The sequence below is a fragment of the Oceanospirillum linum genome (genome assembly GCF_001995095.2).
Lineage (GTDB): Bacteria > Pseudomonadota > Gammaproteobacteria > Pseudomonadales > Halomonadaceae > Oceanospirillum > Oceanospirillum linum.
This window is the reverse complement of the sequence record NZ_MTSD02000008.1, coordinates 79039-98588: the sequence shown is the minus strand read 5'-3', so window position 1 is coordinate 98588 and position 19550 is coordinate 79039. Positions and strand designations below refer to the sequence as shown.

Here is a 19550-nt window from a genome sequence, read left to right as displayed (position 1 = left end):
TTCAGAGGGCAATCAATTATCAATATACAAAACTTGTGTACCGATAATAAGCCAGTGTCCTTTGGACAACGTCAGCAATTAGCGACGCAGACCCAGGCTCTTGATCAGATCACTGTAGCGACCCAGATCTTTTTTCTTCAGGTAATCCAGCAGCTTACGACGCTGGTTAACCATGCGAATCAGACCACGACGAGAGTGGTGATCCTGTTTGTTCGCTTTGAAGTGTTCTTGCAGACCGTTAATGTTAAACGTCAGCAGGGCTACCTGAACTTCTGGAGAACCAGTGTCACCTTCGCCACGTGCGTATTCTTTAACGATTTCTGCTTTTTTTTCTGCAGTTAAAGCCATGATGCTTCTCCTGATAAAATATGCGAATCATATATTCAGGCTAACCGCGCATATTTACAGTTAGCCTAATTTTGCTCCGGATTAGAGCGGTCCAGACAGAAGATCATCTGCTGAACAAAATCGTATCTGCAGCCCAAAGAGCAGGATCACTGCTCTTCGAACACGACCAACCGGCGAGGCTTAAGTCTGCCGGCTTCCGCTGACTCTGCAAGACCGATAAATCGCTCCTGCTCATCATACAATCGGACCTTATCAGAATACACCTGGTCGCAGGTAATATCCTGACCGTGGAGGATACGCGCAGTTTCCTCCGCAGACAAATTTTTCTTAGGGAAATGTGCTACCAGAACATCAGTATCCAGCAGATAACCATCGAGAGACTGATCCTGATCTCTTTCAGACTGCAGACGGTCAAACTCCAGCATCCCGGAAGCATCGAAGCCACCCGTGTGGGTTCTGTGCAGCATCACTAAGTGTGCACCACAGCCTAAAGTCTCTCCAATATCCTCAGCCAAGGTACGTACATAAGTACCTTTGGAACAACGGACTGAAAAAGTCATATCGGGGGCGTCCCATTCCAGAAGCTTTAATTCGAAAATAGTGACAGCACGGGCTTTACGCTCAACCGTTTTACCTTCGCGGGCCAGCTTGTACAGCGGCTGACCATTTTGCTTCAGGGCGGAATACATAGGAGGTACCTGCTCGATATCACCCAGGAATTTCGCCATTGCATCACAAATCTGAGCATCGCTCAGCTCCGGGACAGGACGTTCCTGAATAATCGTACCTTCAGCATCACCAGTATCGGACACCAGCCCTAAACGGGCTGTGGCGATATAGGCTTTATCAGCATCAAGCAGATAACTGGAAAATTTAGTCGCTTCACCAAAACATAACGGTAAAAGACCGGTCGCCATCGGATCAAGGTTGCCCGTGTGACCAGCTTTACTGGCATTAAACATCGCCCGCACACGTTGCAGCGCACGATTACTGGAAATGCCTTTAGGTTTATTCAGCAGAAGGACGCCGGAGATATTCCGGCCTTTACCACGACGAGCCACCGGAGCTTAATCCTCCGCCGTATCGTTTTTTGGACCTTCAGGGTCGGTTAGATCGGTACGTGATTTATCGGCAGCAACAGCTTCCTCAATCAGACTGGACAGCTTGCGTCCATGTACCAGGCTGGAGTCGTAGTCAAACTTGAGCTGCGGCACAATACGCAGTTTGATCGATTTACCAATCTCACGACGCAAAAAGCCTGCTGCTCGGTTCAACACGCCAAGATCTTCCTTGGCTTCTTCAGCACTATCTTTACCCAGAACGGTGATGTAAACATTCGCGAAGCTCAGATCACGACTGATCTGAACATCGTTAACAGTTACCATCCCCAAACGAGGGTCTTTAATCTCAAACTGAATTATCCGAGCCAACTCCTTCTGGAGTTGCTCGGAAATTCGGTCCGTTCGTTTGAACTCACGGGACATTCAGACTGATCCTTGGCGCATTTAAATTACGCAGGGTAATTAAAGGGTGCGCTCAACTTTAACTTTGTCAAAGACTTCGATTTTGTCGCCTTCTTTAACATCGTTGTAGTTCTTAACACCGATACCACACTCAACACCGTTGCGAACTTCGTTAACGTCATCTTTAAAGCGACGCAGAGATTCCAGCTCACCTTCATAGATAACGACGTTGTCACGCAGGACACGAATCTTCTTATTGCGGAACACGGTGCCTTCAACAACCATACAACCGGCAATAGCACCCAGCTTAGGAGAGCGGAAGACATCGCGCACTTCGGCGATACCCACAATCTCTTCTTTAAACTCAGGAGCCAGCATGCCTGTCATGGCCATCTTAACGTGATCAATCAGCTCGTAGATCACGCTGTAGTAGCGCAGATCGATCTCTTCACGCTCAACAATAGTACGAGCAGTCGCATCTGCACGCACATTGAAACCGACCAGAATCGCACTTGAAGCCAGGGCCAGGTTAGCATCTGTTTCAGCAATACCACCGACACCGGAAGAGATGATATTCACTTTCACCTCATCCGTAGACAGATCCAGCAATGCTGCCGTGATCGCCTCCAGGGAGCCCCGAACGTCTGTCTTCAGTACAATGTTCAGGTTCGCAACTTCACCTTTGCCCATGTTCTCGAACATGTTTTCCAGTTTCGCTGCCTGCTGACGAGCCAGCTTCACATCACGGTATTTACCCTGACGGAATAGTGCAACTTCACGGGCTTTACGCTCATCCTGTACTACAGTGAACTCGTCACCAGCGTCAGGCGTACCATCAAGACCCAGAATCTCAACAGGAATGGCGGGGCCGGCTTCATCAATCGGTTTGCCATTTTCGTCAATCAATGCACGAACACGACCATAGTTCAGGCCTGCCAGAACCATATCACCCTTACGCAGAGTACCGTTCTGAATCAAAACTGTTGAAACAGGACCACGGCCTTTATCCAGTCGCGCCTCTACAACCACACCTTTACCTGGTGCTTCAGGAACCGCTTTCAGCTCCAGAATTTCAGATTGCAGCAGTACGGCATCCAGCAGAGCATCGATGCCTTCACCAGATTTAGCAGATACATGGATAAACTGAACATCACCCCCCCAATCTTCAGGGATAACATCTTTAGCAGCCAGTTCAGTCTTAACCCGATCCGGATCAGCCTGTTCTTTATCGATTTTGTTTACAGCAACGACGATAGGAACACCAGCAGCTTTCGCATGATGGATCGCTTCTTCCGTCTGAGGCATCACGCCATCATCAGCAGCAACAACCAGAATAACAACGTCCGTTGCCTTAGCACCACGGGCACGCATTGCAGTAAATGCTGCGTGTCCTGGAGTATCCAGGAAGGTGATCATGCCATGACCCGTTTCTACGTGATACGCACCAATGTGCTGGGTAATACCACCGGATTCACCGGAAGCAACTTTAGCACGACGGATGTAATCCAGCAGGGATGTTTTACCGTGGTCAACGTGACCCATTACGGTAACAACAGGAGCCCGGGTGACCTCTTGGCCATCGTAGCTGATGTTATCCAGAACATCGTCTTCCAGCGCATTATCATTCAGAAGCTTGAACTTATGGCCCATCTCCTCAACAACAATCTGAGCTGTCTCCTGATCGATCACCTGGTTAATGGTCACCATAGCGCCCATTTTAAACATCACCTTGATCACTTCAGCGGCTTTAACAGCCATCTTGTCTGCCAGATCGGCGACAGTGATCGCTTCAGGAATTGCTACTTCCCGTACAATAGGTGCTGCTGGCTTCTCAAAAGCATGTTCGCGTTTAGGGCCGTTATCACGGTTGCCGCCACGACGGGAGCTTTTCTTAGCGCTTCGCATCTCTTTTTTACCACGACGAGGTGCGTTCTCTTTCTCTTTCTTACGCTCGCCATACTCTGGCTTAGCGGAAGTTTTCTTACCTTTACCCGCTGGTTTATTAGCAGCACCCGGGTTGTTTTCATCGCGGAATTTCTTTGCAGGGGCTTCTTTAGGAGCCGCTGCAGGTGCCGGCGCTGCTGCCGGAGCTTCAGTCGAAACCGGAGCTTTTGCTTTAGGCGCGTCAGCTTTACGCTTGGCATCAGCCTGGCGTTTAGCTTCTTTTTCAGCCTGAAGCTTAGCTTCCTCTTCCGCTTTTTTCTTCTCTTCTTCTGCCGCCTGATCTACTTCAGCAGTCTTCACGTATGTACGTTTTTTGCGCACTTCGATATTAACTGTTTTCTTTCCGGCACCCGCTTTCAGTTTCGTCGTTGTACGACGCTTCAGGGTGATCTTGCCCGGCTCCGCTGCCTTACCACCATGGCTTTCTTTCAGGTGGTCCAACAGTGTCTGTTTGTCTTGCTCTGAAACCGGCTGATCCGCTTTCTTATGTGGCAGGCCTGCTTCGCTCATCTGCTCCAGCAAACGTTCCACAGGTCGGCCAACACTATCAGCAAACTCTTTTACGGTTGATTCTGCCATTCACTCTTCTCCTGTGACTTTGCTGCGCTTACTCGCCGCCTTCAAACCAAGGTGCCCGGGCCGTCATAATTAACTGGCCGGCTTTTTCCTCAGACATACCATCAATATCAAGCAAGTCGTCAATGGACTGTTCAGCAAGATCTTCCATGGTACAGATACCTTTACTTGCCAGTACATATGCAAGGTGTTTGTCGATACCTTCCATATTCAACAGATCTTCAGCTGGTTCAGAATCTTCCAGTTGCTCTTCATCAGCAATCGCCAGATTCAGCAGCTCATCTTTTGCACGGCTGCGCAGTTCTTTAACTAAATCTTCATCAAAGCCTTCAATGGCTAACATTTCATCAATTGGCACATAGGCCACTTCTTCCAGACTGGCGAAGCCTTCTTCAACCAGTACTCGTGCCAGTTCTTCATCAACATCCAGATGGTTAATAAAGATCTGAACAACGCTGTCGAACTCTTCACCCTGCTTGGCTTCGGCCTCTTCTTCGGTCATCACATTGATCTTCCAGCCCGTCAGCTCACTGGCTAAACGAACATTCTGACCATTGCGACCGATAGCTTGCGCCAGATTCTCTGCATCAACAGCCACGTCCATCTCGTTTTTGTCTTCATCAACGATGATAGATGCGACATCAGCAGGAGCCATAGCGTTAATAACCAGCTGTGCAGGGTTGTCGTCCCACATAACGATATCAACACGCTCGTTACCCAGTTCAGAGGAAACCGCCTGAACACGGGAACCGCGCATACCAACGCAGGCACCAACAGGGTCAATGCGTTTGTCGTTGGTTTTAACTGCAATCTTGGCACGCAAACCCGGATCACGGGCTGCACCACGAATTTCAATCAGCTGTTCAGCAATCTCAGGTACCTCGATGCGGAACAACTCAATCAGGAATTGAGGTCGTGCACGACTCAGTAACAACTGACCGGAACGCGCATCCGGGCGAACTTCTGCCAACAGAGCGCGAACACGATCATTCATGCGATATTTTTCACCGGCGATCATCTCATCACGGGGCAAATAAGCTTCGGCATTGTTGCCCAAGTCGACAATAACGCCATCCCGTGTAGTTTTCTTGACCGTGCCGTTGACAATTTCGCCTTCACGCTCGGAGTACTGACGTACAATCTCTGCCCGTTCTGCCTCACGTACTTTTTGTACAACAACCTGCTTAGCGGTTTGAGCTGCGATACGGCCAAAAGCCACCGACTCGATCTGCTCTTCAATCACATCGCCAAGATCCAGTGAAGCATCTTTCTTTTGAGCATTTGTTAATGAGATTTCATAATCCACATCATCAAGCTCAATATCTTCAACAATTGTCCAGCGACGGAAGGTGTCATAGTCGCCGGTTTTACGGTCAATTGCGACGCGGACGTCCGCCTCTTCGCCTTCGAAACGCTTTTTGGAGGCACTGGCCAGAGCTAATTCGATTGCCTCAAAAATCACTTCTTTGGAAACGCCTTTCTCGTTTGAAACGGCATCTACTACCAGAAGAATCTCTTTACTCATGCCATTGCCTCAACAAAAAGTCCTTAGTTATCAAACTGCGGCACTATTCGGGCCTGTTCAATATTTTCAATTGGAAAACAGTATTCTTCCTGATCAACGACCACCAACACTTCGTCTTCTTCGGTGCCATTAAGAATGCCGGAAAATTTACGTCTTCCTTCATACGCAAGGTTCAGTTTCAGGGCCACTTTATAGCCTTTGTAATGAGCAAACTGATCCAGGGTAAACAGAGGACGATCCATACCCGGAGAGGATACCTCCAGCGTATATTCACTACTGATCGGGTCTTCTACATCCAGAACACCGCTGAGCTGGCGACTGACTTCTGCACAGTGATCCACTGTGACGCCATCCGGCCCATCGATAAATACCCGCAACATAGAATGATTGCCTTGAGGCTTATATTCTAAACCCCAGAACTCAAGTCCAAGCGCCTCGACAACTGGCTTGGCCAGATCGATCAGCAAAGTCTCTTTCTTTGCCATCTAATCACCCTGAAAAAATAAGAAATCTGAACTTTTTTGCAGCTAACAAAAAGCCCCTATAAAAGGGGCTTTTTGTTATAGAAAATTGGTAGCGGGGGCCGGATTTGAACCGACGACCTTCGGGTTATGAGCCCGACGAGCTACCAGGCTGCTCCACCCCGCATCAATGAAGGTGCACATTCTATGACCAATACATCCAATAGTCAACCGACTATTTGAAAACAAGTCATAAACACAGTCCAGGCAGACTGCTGTGCTAAATTGGTGCCGAAAGCGGGACTTGAACCCGCACGACCATAAGGTCACCACCCCCTCAAGATGGCGTGTCTACCAATTCCACCACTTCGGCATATAAAACAAGCAAAGCAAATAAGCACTCTGCAAAGGTGTTGCCATTGACCGCAACACCAAAAACCTGCAATTAATTAGCGATCAGCAGGAACATCACTATCCGCAGGTATCGCTGAATCATCTTCCAAAGCTGGAAGACCGCCAACTGCTTCTTTTTGAGCCTGCTCGGTTACAATACCGGTATCAGCAGATTGGCTTGAGCTTTTCGCCTGCTGGCTTGCATAAAAGGCAAGAGCCAAGCTTGTCACGAAAAACAGGGTCGCAATTATAGCGGTAACCCGACCTAAAAAGCTAGTGCTTCCGGTACTTCCAAATACGGTTTGTGAAGCGCCACCTCCGAAAGAGGCTCCTGCCTCAGCGCCTTTGCCTTGCTGGATCATAACCAGACCAACCAAAGCAATCGCCAAAACTACATGTACTGCCAGAATTACGGTTTCCATTATATCAACCTATGCTTAATTTGCCGCACGGCAAATTGAAATAAATTCGTCTGCGTTTAATGATGCACCACCAACGAGGCCACCATCAATATCAGGGCAGGTAAAAAGCTCCTCTGCATTAGCAGCTTTAACACTACCACCGTACAGGATTCGCATGGCATCCGCATAATCCTGCCCATAATCAGCCAGGGCGTTGCGTATCGCCTTATGCACGTCCTGAGCCTGATCGGCTGTTGCCGTTTTTCCCGTACCAATGGCCCATACAGGCTCATAGGCAATCACCAGGCGAGACCAGTCAGCAAGACCCAGCTGACTCACAACAGCGTTGACCTGACCAAGGACAACGTCCAATGTACGGCCACTCTCACGCTCATCCAGTGTTTCACCTACGCAAAGAACCGCAACCAAGCCTGAGGCAATCGCCGCCTGAGTCTTTGCTGCAATCAATTGATCTGTCTCGCCATAAATTGCCCGGCGCTCTGAGTGACCAACCAGAACATGGCTTAACTGCATCTCTGCCAGCATGCCGGCGGCAATCTCACCAGTAAAAGCCCCGGACTGGGCTTCATGGCAGTTCTGAGCACCGACCAAAAGATGATCACCCGCCTTCCGCTGCACATCACCTAAATAAAGTGCTGGCGGACAAACCAGAATCTCAGCCTGCGACTGTTTGGCCTCTTCAGCCAGAGCAGGAACCAGAGTGTTTAACAGCTCCATAGAGCCATTCATCTTCCAGTTACCGGCGACAATTTTCTTACGCATATCAATTCCTGTATTTCAGGGCGCAAAATATTACTTCATGCCAACCCGACTGACAAGGTGAAGCCGCTTTATATGGCGACTTCTTGTTCAATAACTGCGGCCAGGCCCTCAGCAAGGGCTGTTACTTCGACCCTGTTTTCACCTTCTGTCATCACCCGAATCAGCGGCTCGGTACCGGACGGGCGCAGCAAAAGCCGTCCTCTTCCTTCCAGAGTCTGTGTTACCTCTGCAATTTTAGCTTGAACCGCTACAGCTTTCTGCACACGCTCAGCAGAAGCCTGACCAAGACGAACATTAATCAGCACCTGAGGCAACTTGTTTAACGGCCGAAGTAGTTCAGAGAGCGATTTTCCGCTACGGGCAACAGCGGCCATTACCTGCAAAGCCGACACTATACCATCTCCGGTGGTCTGCACATGCTGACAAACAATATGGCCGGAGTTCTCACCACCAACACGCCAGTCGTTTGCTTTTAACTCAGCCATCACATAGCGATCGCCGACTTTAGCCCGTGTAAAAGGAATATTCAGCTCCGCAAAAGCTTTTTCAAGGCCGTAATTACTCATCAGGGTGCCGACAACACCTCCACAGAGCATATCTTCCCGCTGCATATCCGTCGCAATGATATATAACAGGTCATCACCATCCAGAAGACGACCCTGCTGGTCGACCATAGCAACCCGGTCACCATCACCATCAAACGCGACACCAAGGTCTGCCTGGTGCTCAAGCACAGCGGCCTGCAGTGCTGCCGGTGAAGTTGAGCCAACGCCTTCGTTTATATTCAACCCGTTAGGCTGAGCTCCAATGGCAATAACCTCCGCACCCAATTCCGTAAAAACCGAGGGCGCAATGTGGTATGTCGCACCATGAGCGCAATCCAGCACGATCTTCAGACCATTAAGATCGTAGTCATTCGGAAACGTGCTTTTACAAAACTCAATATATCGACCCGCAGCATCAGCAATCCGCTTCGCTTTACCCAGCTTATCGGGGCTCACAGTCACCATGGGTTCATCAAGCTGCGCCTCAATGGCAGCCTCAACCTCATCGGGTAGTTTAGTCCCGTGAGCTGAAAAGAACTTAATGCCGTTATCTTCAAACGGGTTATGGGATGCGCTGATCACAATGCCCGCCTGAGCATGAAATGTTCGGGTCAGGTAGGCAATTCCCGGTGTCGGCATCGGCCCTAACAAGTAGACATCAACCCCTGCAGCAGAAAGACCAGCTTCCAGAGCGGACTCAAACATATAGCCGGATATACGGGTATCTTTACCAATCAGAATTTTATTATAACCTTTCTGATTAAAAACCTTACCCGCCGCCCAGCCCAGCTTCAGCATAAACTCTGCGGTCACAACGCCCTCACCTACACGCCCACGAATGCCATCGGTGCCAAAATATTTTCGACTCATTATTATTCTGCTCCCTGCACTGCCTGATAAACTTTCAGTGCATCAATTGTTTCTTCCACGTCATGCACCCGCAAAATCCATGCACCCTGTTGCGCACAGATCAGAGCACTTGCGACACTGACTGCAATACGCTCTGCAGGTATCTCTCTACCTGTAATAGCGCCCAACATGCTTTTTCTCGATGTCCCGGTCAGAAGTGGGTAGCCTAACGTCTGAATATCTTTTAAGTGCTTAATCAGGCTGCAATTATGCTCAACGCTTTTACCAAAGCCATAACCGGGATCAAGAATAATCCGGTTCCGGGGAATGCCCGCCTCAAGACAGGCATTAGCCCGCTTCTGCAGATAGTCAGTTACTTCCCGAAGCAGATCGGCATAGGAGGGAGCATCCTGCATCGTCTGGGGCTGTCCCTGCATATGCATCAGACAAACCGGCAGCCCACTGGCTGCGGCGGCCTCCAGGGCACCCTCTTTTTCCAATGCCCGCACATCATTAATCAGGCTGGCACCTGCCTTTGCTGATTCCCGAATAACAGAGGCGGTACTGGTGTCGACGGAAACCAATGCATCGAGTTCCTCTGTCAGCGCCTCAACAACCGGTATCACACGATCCAACTCTTCCTGCTCAGAAACAGCCAACGCCCCAGGCCGCGTAGACTCACCCCCAACATCGATAAGAGTGGCTCCTGCCTTGATCATGGCTTCAGCGTGACGGAGCGCAGCATCACGCCCGTTATACTGGCCACCGTCAGAGAATGAGTCCGGTGTAACATTGAGGATGCCCATCACCTGAATCCGGGTCAGATCCAGTGTATGACGGCCAAATAAAAAAGGGCGCGATTTCAGGTTCGACATCAAGCTTTCCCGCTTTAAAATCAAACACTTTAAATCACGCCCTTCTGCTTAGGCAAGCAATTAGAAACTCAGATATTACTCCTGATCTTTAGGCTTCTCGCTATCAGAATCTGATTCAGGTTTTCCCTTTTCAGCGAGATCCTCGGCTGGCTTCTCAGCCTCTGCTTCAGGTCTGATTGGGGCAACATTTGATGCCTCTTCTGCATCTTGTTTTGACTCAGCAGCAGCGTGGCCTTTTTCTGTCCAGCCCTCAGGAGCATCCGGTTCACGACCTTCCATAATCGCATCGATCTGCTTGGCATCAATGGTTTCATACTTCATTAAAGCATCCGTCATCATATCCAGCTTATCACGATTGTCCGTCAGGATTTGCATCGCCCGTTCATAGCACTGATCGATCACACTGCGCACTTCTTTATCCAGCTTGCTGGAGATCTCGGCTGAGGAGAACTTACCTGCTCCGCCGCCACCGCCACCGCCCAGAAACTGATGAGACTCATCTTCGTCATACATTAGTGGGCCCAGTTCACGGGAAAGCCCCCACTTTGTCACCATACTATGGGCAATTTCTGTAGCACGCTTAATGTCATTAGCAGCGCCGGTTGTGACGCCGTCAAAGCCCAGTGTCATCTCTTCAGCAATACGGCCACCATAGAGACTACAGATCTGACTCAGCAGACCGGTACGACTTTGACTGTAGCGATCCTCTTCCGGCAGGAACATGGTGACACCCAGGGCACGGCCGCGAGGAATAATACTCACCTTGTACACAGGGTCATGCTCCGGCACCAAACGACCAACAATCGCATGACCCGCCTCATGGCAAGCCGTATTCAGCTTCTCTTTATCCGACATCACCATAGTCTTACGTTCAGTACCCATGATGATTTTGTCTTTAGCCAGGTCAAACTCAGCCATGCGTACCAGACGGCTATCACTCCGGGCCGCAAACAGCGCAGCCTCGTTCACCAGATTTGCCAAGTCAGCACCGGAGAAGCCAGGTGTACCACGGGCAATAATCGCCGGATCCACATCATCGGCCACCGGCACTTTGCGCATATGCACTTTCAGAATCTGCTCACGGCCACGAATATCTGGCAAGCCAACGGTTACCTGTCGATCAAAACGCCCCGGACGCAGAAGGGCTGCATCGAGAACATCAGGGCGGTTTGTTGCAGCGATAACGATAATACCCTCGTTACCTTCAAAACCATCCATTTCAACCAGCAACTGGTTCAGAGTCTGCTCACGCTCATCGTGGCCACCACCCATACCGGAACCACGCTGACGACCTACCGCATCGATCTCATCAATAAAGATGATACAGGGTGCCTGCTTCTTGGCTTGTTCAAACATATCGCGGACACGGGATGCACCCACACCCACAAACATTTCAACAAAGTCTGAACCGGAAATGGTAAAGAACGGCACCTTGGCTTCACCGGCAATCGCTTTTGCCAGCATAGTCTTACCGGTACCCGGCTGACCAACCATCAGTACACCACGGGGAATCTTACCGCCCAGGCGCTGAAATTTGCCCGGATCACGCAGGAAATCCACTAACTCTTTAACTTCTTCTTTCGCTTCATCAACACCAGCGACATCAGCAAACGTCGTTTTGATCTGATCCTGTGGCAGCAGGCGTGCTTTGGACTTGCCAAAGCTCATAGGGCCTTTGCCACCACCGCCACCGCCCTGCATCTGGCGCATGAAGAAGAAAAAGATCGCAAGAATAATCAGGATAGGAAAGCTGGCCACCAGCAAACGAGACCAGACACTTTGCTGTTCAGGTTGACGACCTTCAACCGTCACCTGATGCTGAATCAGGTCATCCATTAATTTAGGATCCTGAACCGCCGGACGAATTGTCTCAAAACGACTACCGTCAATACGCTCGCCGGAAATCACATAACCGTCCACCACAATTTTGCGCACCTGATCACGTTGCACCTCTTCAATGAAGTCGGTGTAGTTCATGCGCAGCGGTGACGAATCAACACTGAAATTATTAAAAACTGTTAATAACACTGCAGCGATAATCAACCACAGAATTAAATTTTTTGCCATATCGTTCAAGGGCTCACCCTCTGTTTGATCGCTTTGATTGCCTGCATTTCAGGATCCTTAATAGACAATACTATACTCCAATCGGTTCAACCATCCGACCAGGGTTTAGCCTTTAAATCCTTTCGCAAGAAGATAAACTTCTCTGGACCTTGCCCTTGAGGCATCCGGCTTTCTTGTAATCACTGTTTTAAACTGGCTTTTCAGGTCTTTCAGGTAAGCATCGAAGCCTTCCCCCTGGAAAACCTTAGCCAGAAATGTACCTTCTTTTTTGAGTGTGCGGGAAGCTAAGTCCAACGCCAGCTCTACCAGATACATCGCACGGGGCTGATCCATTGCCGACATACCACTCATATTGGGTGCCATATCAGAAATAACCATATCCACCGGACGGTTTCCAATAGCCGCCATAATCTCGTCGTAAACCTTATCTTCAGTAAAATCCCCCTGAATAAAGGTCACATCAGCGATAGGCTCCATCTCAAGAATATCTGAGGCGATAACCACACCCGACTCACCCACTTTTTCAATGGCAATCTGTGACCAGCCGCCAGGGGCCGCCCCAAGATCCACAACCGTCATGCCAGATCGAAAAAGCCGGTCTTTCTCATCCAGCTCCAGCAACTTATAGCTGGCTCTGGAACGATAGCCATCATCCCGGGATTTTTGCACATAACGGTCATCAAAGTGTTCTTTCAGCCAACCGGCGCTGGTTTTTGATCTAGCCACAAAAATTTCCTGTAAACAAACCTCTGTCAGAGATTACCATCCGCTCCGCACTTAGCTACAATGTGGGTTTTACACAAGCCAAATTCAAGGCAAGCACCTCTGGAAGTTTTATGTCCCTGACATCTGCAGTTAAAAAACAGTACCGCTCTATTGCTCACCACCTCAATCCAGTGGTGATTGTTTCAGAAAACGGACTGAGCGAGGCATTATTGGCCGAAGTTGATCGCGCACTGACCGATCATGAACTCATCAAAGTACGGATCAGCGTTGCAGACCGTGAAAGTAAAGTGCTTCTGATCGAAGAGATCCGTAAAGAAACAGGCGCAGAACTCGTTCAAACCATTGGTAAAATGGCCATACTCTTCCGTAAAGCGAAAGAGCAGAATGCTAAGTTATCCAATCTGGTACGTTATCAGCATTACCTGAATCGCTAACAACAGACCTGTCACCGTTTAGCTTAACAGGATACGAACGCAATCCGTACTCCCTGTAACCTCTCAGACACTCTACGGTGAAAATAGAATAAGGGGGCAAATTGCCCCCTTATTTTTAGATGTGGTGCACTTCTGAAATTTCGTACTCCACTTCACCACCCGGCGTCACGACGACGACGACATCACCTTCTTCCTTGCCAATAAGAGCGCGTGCAATGGGCGAGTTCACCGAAATTTTACCGGCTTTAATATCCGCCTCATCATCACCAACAATCTGGTAACGCACTTCTTCTTCAGTATCCAGATTATAGAGATCTGTCGTAGTGCCAAAAATTACCTTACCGCTTTTAGGTATTGTCGAAATATCAATAACCTGAGCAGTAGACAGCTTGCCTTCCAGCTCCTGGATACGACCTTCAATAAAACCTTGCTGTTCACGGGCGGCATGATACTCAGCATTCTCTTTCAAGTCGCCATGTTCACGGGCTTCAGCAATAGCTTCAATAACTTTTGGGCGTTGAACAGATTTCAGATCGTCCAGTTCTGCCCGAAGACGCTTTTCGCCATCGACCGTCATTGGATATCGCTTCATGCGTTTACTCCTGAATGTATGTCCTGCAGGCGACGCACATTAATCTCGTCACCATACTCCAGTGCCATGCACACTGCTTTAGCGGCTGCCAATGTTGTGGTGTAGGCAACTTTATGCTGTAGCGCCGTACGACGTATAGTAGACGAGTCAGCAATCGCTTTACGGCCTTCCGTCGTATTCAGTACATAGGAAATTTCATCATTTTTCAGCATATCCACCAGGTGAGGACGACCTTCATTCACCTTGTTGACAACCTGAACCGGAATATTTGCATCTTCCAGAACTTTTGCAGTACCACGGGTTGCCAGTAGTTCAAAGCCCAGCTTCTGCAGTGACTTAGCAACATCAAGAACCGCTGCCTTGTCTGCTTCACGAACACTAAGAATGGCACGACCACCATCCCGTGGCATCTGCTCACCAGCACCTTGCTGAGCTTTCAGGAAAGCCTCGGCAAACGTGTCACCGGTTCCCATCACCTCACCGGTAGATTTCATCTCAGGACTCAGAATCGGATCAACGCCCTGAAACTTATTGAACGGGAATACGGCTTCTTTTACGTTAAACAATGTTGGAATGATCTCTTTGGTAAAGCCTTGCTCTTCCAGAGAGATTCCCGTCATACAACGTGCCGCAATTTTCGCCAGCGACGTGCCGATGCACTTGGAAACAAATGGCACAGTACGGGATGCACGAGGGTTCACTTCGATCACATAGATCTCACCATCCTGCCAAGCCAGCTGAACGTTCATCAGGCCGACAACACCCAGCTCCAAAGCCATCCGTTTAATCATATCCCGCATCTGATCCTGAACATCAGATGGCAGGCTGTAAGGAGGCAGAGAACAAGCCGAGTCACCGGAGTGAACACCGGCCTGCTCAATGTGCTGCATAATACTGCCGATAACCACCTGCTTACCGTCTGAAACCGCATCAACATCAATCTCAATCGCAGCATTCAGGAAATGATCCAGCAGAACCGGGCTGTCGTTAGAGACCTTAACCGCAGTATTCATGTAGCGATTCAGCTCTTCATCGCTATATACGATCTCCATGGCACGGCCACCCAGAACATAGGACGGGCGAACAACCAGTGGATAACCGATTTTCTGAGCCAGCAGCAGAGCTTCGTCCAGGCTACGGGCTGTCGCATTAGGCGGCTGCTTCAGCTCTAGACGCTCAATCATTTTCTGGAAGCGCTCGCGGTCTTCCGCCCGGTCAATTGCGTCAGGCGTAGTACCAATAATCGGTACGCCAGCCGCTTCCAGTTCACGGGCCAGTTTCAGTGGCGTTTGGCCACCAAACTGCACGATCACACCTTTTGGCTGCTCTTTATCAACGATTTCCAACACGTCTTCTAAGGTGATCGGCTCGAAGAACAGGCGATCAGACGTATCATAATCTGTAGAAACCGTTTCAGGGTTACAGTTCACCATAATGGTTTCGTAACCGTCTTCACGGGCAGCCAGAGCAGCATGTACGCAGCAGTAGTCAAACTCGATACCCTGACCAATACGGTTAGGGCCACCACCAATGACCATGATCTTCTCACGGTCACTCGGATCTGCCTCACACTCTTCTTCATAAGTGGAGTACATATAAGCGGTGTCGGAAGCGAATTCTGCGGCACAGGTATCAACACGCTTATAAACCGGACGAACACCCAGCTTCTGACGCAGTTTACGGAACTCTTTTTCAGATACATCCAGTAAGTCAGCAAGGCGCGCATCTGAGAAGCCCTTACGCTTCAGACGGAAGATCACATCTTCAGACAGGTCTGCCATGCCCATCTTAGCGACACGCTGCTCATCTTTAATAATGTCTTCGATCTGAACCAGGAACCATGGGTCCACACCGGTAATGCCATATAACTCTTCTACAGACATACCAAGACGGAATGCGTCACCGATATACCAGATACGGTCAGCGCCAGGGTTCTGCAACTCACCTTTCAGCTTGTCCATGTAGTCTTCTTCGGTCTTATCCAGAATCGGATCAAAGCCGTTAGAACCTACTTCCAAACCACGCAGCGCCTTCTGCATCGACTCCTGAAGTGTACGGCCAATAGCCATAACCTCACCCACAGATTTCATCTGAGTGGTCAGACGGTCATTAGCCTGAGGGAATTTCTCAAAGGTGAAACGAGGGATTTTAGTCACAACATAGTCAATAGACGGCTCGAATGATGCCGGAGTGCGACCACCGGTAATATCATTCTGCAGCTCATCCAGGGTATAACCCACGGCTAGTTTTGCGGCAATTTTAGCAATAGGGAAACCCGTTGCTTTTGATGCCAGCGCCGATGAGCGGGAAACACGCGGATTCATCTCAATCACGACCATGCGACCGGTTTTAGGGTCCATACCGAACTGAACGTTAGAACCACCCGTCTCTACACCGATTTCACGCAGTACCGCAAGGGAGGCATCACGCATGATCTGGTATTCTTTATCGGTCAGGGTCTGTGCCGGAGCAACGGTGATGGAATCACCGGTATGTACACCCATGGCATCAAAGTTCTCGATAGCACATACGATGATGCAGTTGTCGTTTTTATCACGTACAACCTCCATCTCGTACTCTTTCCAGCCGATCAGAGACTCGTCGATCAATAACTCACTGGTAGGTGACAGATCAAGACCACGGGTACAGATCTCTTCAAACTCTTCTTTGTTATACGCGATACCGCCGCCGGTACCTCCCATAGTGAAAGAAGGGCGGATAATGCATGGAAAACCCAGCTTGGACTGTACGTCCCAGGCTTCTTCCATGGTATGTGCAATATCTGCACGCGGGCACTCCAGACCGATGTTTTTCATCGCCTGGTCAAAACGCTCACGATTTTCCGCTTTATCGATGGTATCGGCGTTTGCACCGATCATCTCAACACCAAACTCTTCCAGAACACCATGCTTTTCCAGATCCAGTGCACAGTTCAATGCGGTCTGACCACCCATGGTCGGCAAAACGGCATCCGGGCGCTCTTTTTCGATGATCTTAGCAACGGTTTGCCAGGTGATAGGCTCGATGTAGGTCGCATCAGCCATTGCCGGGTCAGTCATGATGGTCGCAGGATTAGAGTTCACCAGAATGACACGGTAACCCTCTTCACGCAGGGCTTTACAAGCCTGTGCGCCGGAATAGTCAAACTCACAGGCCTGACCAATGATGATTGGGCCTGCGCCCAGAATCAGAATACTTTCTATGTCGGTACGTTTTGGCATGGTCGCTCACACACTAAAAATTCGGTTGGTATCAGTTCAGCATCAGGAACCCGGCTAACCGGGTCGCATCAAATACTGTTAACCGCGCTTTTCCACATAGTCCTTGATGTTATCGATAAAACGATCGAACAGAGGCGCTACATCGCGTGGGCCGGGGCTTGCTTCAGGGTGCCCCTGAAAGCTGAACGCTTTCTTATCGGTACGCTCAATACCTTGCAGAGAACCGTCAAATAACGATTTGTGCGTCGTACGCAGATTGGCTGGCAAGCTGCTTTCGTCAACCGCAAAACCGTGGTTCTGGCTGGTGATCATGACCGTTTTGTCGTCCAAGCTCTGCACCGGGTGGTTAGCACCGTGGTGACCAAACTTCATTTTTTCAGTTTGCGCGCCACTGGCCAGCGCCAGTAGCTGGTGACCCAGGCAGATGCCAAATACAGGGATATCTGTTTCCAGAATCTCTTTAATCGCGGTGATGGCATAATCGCATGGCTCAGGATCACCCGGGCCATTAGATAAAAATACACCATCAGGTTTCAGCGCCAGCACTTCACTGGCAGGCGTCTGTGCCGGAACAACGGTCAACTGACAGCCACGCTCAACCAACATACGCAGAATGTTGTATTTCACACCGTAGTCATAGGCCACCACGTGCATAGGCAGGTCGCTGTCATCGCGATGGGCATAACCTTTGCCCAACTCCCAGCTTGACTGGCTCCAGCGGTATGACTGACGGGTAGTCACTTCTTTGGCCAGATCCATGCCCTTCAGGCCAGGGAACGCCTTAGCGGCTTCCAGAGCCTGTGTTTCAGAAACATCACTACCGGCGACGATAGCGCCACGCAGAGAGCCCTTTTCACGAAGAATCCGGGTCAGGCGGCGGGTATCAATATCAGCGATCGCAACAATACCGTTCTCTTTCAGGTAGTCATCCAGTGATTTCTGGTTGCGGAAGCTGCTGGCCAGCAGAGGCAGATCACGAATAATAAGACCAGAAGCACAAACACTATCGGATTCAACATCTTCGCTGTTCGTGCCAGTGTTGCCAATATGAGGATAAGTGAGGGTAACAATCTGTTTGGTATAGGATGGATCCGTCAGGATTTCCTGATATCCGGTCATTGAGGTGTTAAATACCACCTCGCCACTGGTGATGCCATCATTACCAATGGCCACACCCTGAAATACACTTCCGTCTTCAAGGGCCAATATGGCTGGTCTGTTCAAGTCAACCTCCTCCCGTCGCGCGATTCTGATCTGATAAGCTCTGCACTGTAAAGGTTATTACTGCAAAACCTCGACCTACAGCTGCAAAAAAGCGAGATGAAACATAGTTCCATCCCGCTTTTTTATAATTTGGTGTGATTTGGCCCTTAGCCTGGCCAGTAATCCGCCATATTTTAGGCAATTTAGCAGGCCGCGTCCATGACTTCCTTTGCCTTATTTTTCAGGAAGCCTGAAAACATAGGGGCTGCAGCCAGTTCACTCTGAGCCAAACTTTACTTCAGGCTCAGCACATCCTGCATATCAAACAGGCCCTTTTCTTTATTGGCCAGCCAGTTACAGGCACGAACAGCACCCTTAGCAAACGTCATACGGCTGGAAGCTTTATGAGTAATCTCCACTCGCTCACCTTCGGTAGCAAACAGAACCGTATGATCTCCAACAACATCACCGGCACGAATCGTTTCAAAACCGATCTCTTTTTGCGTACGCGGGCCAATCTGACCTTCACGACCATAAACGGCACACTCTTTCAGGTCACGACCCAGGGCATCAGCTACGGCCTCACCCATACGAAGCGCCGTGCCGGATGGTGAGTCTACTTTATGACGATGGTGGGCCTCGATAATCTCCACATCATAATCATCACCCAATACACTTGCCGCCATCTCCAACAACTTCAAAGTGACATTCACGCCGACACTCATGTTAGGTGCAAACATGATCGCCACTTTATCAGCAAAGGATTCCAGCTCAGCCTTCTCCTGGTCGTTCAGGCCTGTTGTACCAATAACAATCTTTTTGCCATGCTCAGCACAGAAGGCAAGGTTAGTCAGGGTAACCTGTGGTGCGGTAAAATCGATCAGTACATCGAAATCATCCTTCGCGGCCTCAAGAGAACCAACAACCGCTACTCCAAGCTTACCAACACCCGCCATTTCACCGGCATCAACACCGATAAGACTACTATCCGGCTCGACAATAGCGGCACCCAGCGTAACGCCTTCAGCTTGTGTGATCGCTTCAATATTGGTTTTACCCATACGACCTGCGGCACCGATTACGGCTACTTTGATCATCTTGATATCCTTTTATGCTTCTCTTGATAAAACGCTTAATAAAGCAG

17 protein-coding genes and 2 tRNA genes are annotated in these 19550 nt (G+C 49.6%); 1 reads left to right on the top strand and 18 read right to left on the bottom strand.

Annotated features, from left to right (window positions below; all coding sequences use genetic code 11):
* Window positions 1-78: 78 nt before the first annotated feature.
* From rpsO to rlmE, 14 genes are all read right to left on the bottom strand, one after another.
* Entirely contained in the window at window positions 79-348 is a 270-nt protein-coding gene (gene rpsO / locus BTA35_RS14725) for a 30S ribosomal protein S15 (RefSeq protein WP_078320581.1), read from the bottom strand.
* A gap of 146 nt (window positions 349-494) precedes the next feature.
* The gene (gene truB, locus BTA35_RS14720; protein ID WP_078320580.1) at window positions 495-1409 is read right to left on the bottom strand and encodes a tRNA pseudouridine(55) synthase TruB; all 915 of its coding nucleotides are present in this window, start codon (window positions 1407-1409) and stop codon (window positions 495-497) included.
* A 6-nt stretch (window positions 1410-1415) separates the two neighbouring features.
* Entirely contained in the window at window positions 1416-1832 is a 417-nt protein-coding gene (gene rbfA / locus BTA35_RS14715; protein WP_078320579.1) for a 30S ribosome-binding factor RbfA, read from the bottom strand.
* 39 nt (window positions 1833-1871) lie between these two features.
* The gene (gene infB / locus BTA35_RS14710; RefSeq protein ID WP_078320578.1) at window positions 1872-4334 is read right to left on the bottom strand and encodes a translation initiation factor IF-2; all 2463 of its coding nucleotides are present in this window, start codon (window positions 4332-4334) and stop codon (window positions 1872-1874) included.
* Between the two features lie 28 nt (window positions 4335-4362).
* On the bottom strand, window positions 4363-5856 hold the full coding sequence (gene nusA / locus BTA35_RS14705; protein ID WP_078320577.1) for a transcription termination factor NusA: 1494 nt from the start codon (window positions 5854-5856) through the stop codon (window positions 4363-4365).
* Window positions 5857-5879: 23 nt separating this feature from the next.
* The gene (rimP, locus tag BTA35_RS14700) at window positions 5880-6341 is read right to left on the bottom strand and encodes a ribosome maturation factor RimP (RefSeq protein ID WP_078320576.1); all 462 of its coding nucleotides are present in this window, start codon (window positions 6339-6341) and stop codon (window positions 5880-5882) included.
* 86 nt (window positions 6342-6427) lie between these two features.
* Window positions 6428-6504 (bottom strand) — tRNA-Met (locus tag BTA35_RS14695).
* A 99-nt stretch (window positions 6505-6603) separates the two neighbouring features.
* Window positions 6604-6690, bottom strand: a tRNA-Leu gene (locus BTA35_RS14690).
* 76 nt (window positions 6691-6766) lie between these two features.
* Window positions 6767-7132, bottom strand: coding sequence for a preprotein translocase subunit SecG (gene secG / locus BTA35_RS14685; RefSeq protein WP_202931278.1), 366 nt, complete (start codon window positions 7130-7132; stop codon window positions 6767-6769).
* A gap of 15 nt (window positions 7133-7147) precedes the next feature.
* A complete protein-coding gene (gene tpiA, locus BTA35_RS14680; RefSeq protein WP_078320574.1) occupies window positions 7148-7894 on the bottom strand; it encodes a triose-phosphate isomerase in 747 nt (248 codons plus the stop codon).
* Between the two features lie 68 nt (window positions 7895-7962).
* Window positions 7963-9309 (bottom strand): phosphoglucosamine mutase, encoded by a 1347-nt coding sequence (glmM, locus tag BTA35_RS14675; RefSeq protein WP_078320573.1) that lies wholly within the window; start codon window positions 9307-9309, stop codon window positions 7963-7965.
* Window positions 9310-9311: 2 nt separating this feature from the next.
* Window positions 9312-10163, bottom strand: a complete 852-nt coding sequence (folP, locus tag BTA35_RS14670) for a dihydropteroate synthase (protein ID WP_078320572.1) — start codon at window positions 10161-10163, stop codon at window positions 9312-9314.
* Between the two features lie 75 nt (window positions 10164-10238).
* Complete coding sequence (ftsH, locus tag BTA35_RS14665) at window positions 10239-12239, bottom strand: ATP-dependent zinc metalloprotease FtsH (RefSeq protein ID WP_078320571.1); 2001 nt, start codon at window positions 12237-12239, stop codon at window positions 10239-10241.
* Between the two features lie 96 nt (window positions 12240-12335).
* Window positions 12336-12956 carry a 23S rRNA (uridine(2552)-2'-O)-methyltransferase RlmE gene (rlmE, locus tag BTA35_RS14660; protein WP_078320570.1) on the bottom strand — a complete coding sequence of 207 codons (621 nt, stop codon included), beginning with the start codon at window positions 12954-12956 and terminating at the stop codon, window positions 12336-12338.
* A 110-nt stretch (window positions 12957-13066) separates the two neighbouring features.
* Here rlmE and yhbY point away from each other — a divergent pair, with 110 nt between their 5' ends.
* Window positions 13067-13390, top strand: coding sequence for a ribosome assembly RNA-binding protein YhbY (gene yhbY / locus BTA35_RS14655; protein WP_078320569.1), 324 nt, complete (start codon window positions 13067-13069; stop codon window positions 13388-13390).
* Between the two features lie 115 nt (window positions 13391-13505).
* Here yhbY and greA read toward each other — a convergent pair whose 3' ends face one another.
* The 4 genes from greA to dapB all read right to left on the bottom strand — a co-directional run bounded on the left by greA (window position 13506) and on the right by dapB (window position 19503).
* A complete protein-coding gene (greA, locus tag BTA35_RS14650; protein WP_078320568.1) occupies window positions 13506-13982 on the bottom strand; it encodes a transcription elongation factor GreA in 477 nt (158 codons plus the stop codon).
* Window positions 13979-17203, bottom strand: coding sequence for a carbamoyl-phosphate synthase large subunit (carB, locus tag BTA35_RS14645; RefSeq protein ID WP_078320567.1), 3225 nt, complete (start codon window positions 17201-17203; stop codon window positions 13979-13981). The genes greA and carB overlap by 4 nt, the downstream gene beginning before the upstream one ends.
* Before the next feature lie 78 nt (window positions 17204-17281).
* Window positions 17282-18427 (bottom strand): glutamine-hydrolyzing carbamoyl-phosphate synthase small subunit, encoded by a 1146-nt coding sequence (gene carA, locus BTA35_RS14640; protein WP_078320566.1) that lies wholly within the window; start codon window positions 18425-18427, stop codon window positions 17282-17284.
* A 272-nt stretch (window positions 18428-18699) separates the two neighbouring features.
* Window positions 18700-19503 (bottom strand): 4-hydroxy-tetrahydrodipicolinate reductase, encoded by an 804-nt coding sequence (dapB, locus tag BTA35_RS14635; protein ID WP_202931277.1) that lies wholly within the window; start codon window positions 19501-19503, stop codon window positions 18700-18702.
* Window positions 19504-19550 lie beyond the last annotated feature (47 nt).

Excerpts from the sequence above, each read along its gene's own strand:
- rpsO (WP_078320581.1), bottom strand. The coding sequence starts at position 348 with ATGGCTTTAACTGCAGAAAAAAAAGCAGAAATCGTTAAAGAATACGCA.
- rbfA (WP_078320579.1), bottom strand. The coding sequence starts at position 1,832 with ATGTCCCGTGAGTTCAAACGAACGGACCGAATTTCCGAGCAACTCCAG.
- infB (WP_078320578.1), bottom strand. The coding sequence starts at position 4,334 with ATGGCAGAATCAACCGTAAAAGAGTTTGCTGATAGTGTTGGCCGACCT.
- nusA (WP_078320577.1), bottom strand. The coding sequence starts at position 5,856 with ATGAGTAAAGAGATTCTTCTGGTAGTAGATGCCGTTTCAAACGAGAAA.
- rimP (WP_078320576.1), bottom strand. The coding sequence starts at position 6,341 with ATGGCAAAGAAAGAGACTTTGCTGATCGATCTGGCCAAGCCAGTTGTC.
- secG (WP_202931278.1), bottom strand. The coding sequence starts at position 7,132 with ATGGAAACCGTAATTCTGGCAGTACATGTAGTTTTGGCGATTGCTTTG.
- tpiA (WP_078320574.1), bottom strand. The coding sequence starts at position 7,894 with ATGCGTAAGAAAATTGTCGCCGGTAACTGGAAGATGAATGGCTCTATG.
- glmM (WP_078320573.1), bottom strand. The coding sequence starts at position 9,309 with ATGAGTCGAAAATATTTTGGCACCGATGGCATTCGTGGGCGTGTAGGT.
- folP (WP_078320572.1), bottom strand. The coding sequence starts at position 10,163 with ATGTCGAACCTGAAATCGCGCCCTTTTTTATTTGGCCGTCATACACTG.
- yhbY (WP_078320569.1), top strand. The coding sequence starts at position 13,067 with ATGTCCCTGACATCTGCAGTTAAAAAACAGTACCGCTCTATTGCTCAC.
- greA (WP_078320568.1), bottom strand. The coding sequence starts at position 13,982 with ATGAAGCGATATCCAATGACGGTCGATGGCGAAAAGCGTCTTCGGGCA.
- carB (WP_078320567.1), bottom strand. The coding sequence starts at position 17,203 with ATGCCAAAACGTACCGACATAGAAAGTATTCTGATTCTGGGCGCAGGC.
- dapB (WP_202931277.1), bottom strand. The coding sequence starts at position 19,503 with ATGATCAAAGTAGCCGTAATCGGTGCCGCAGGTCGTATGGGTAAAACC.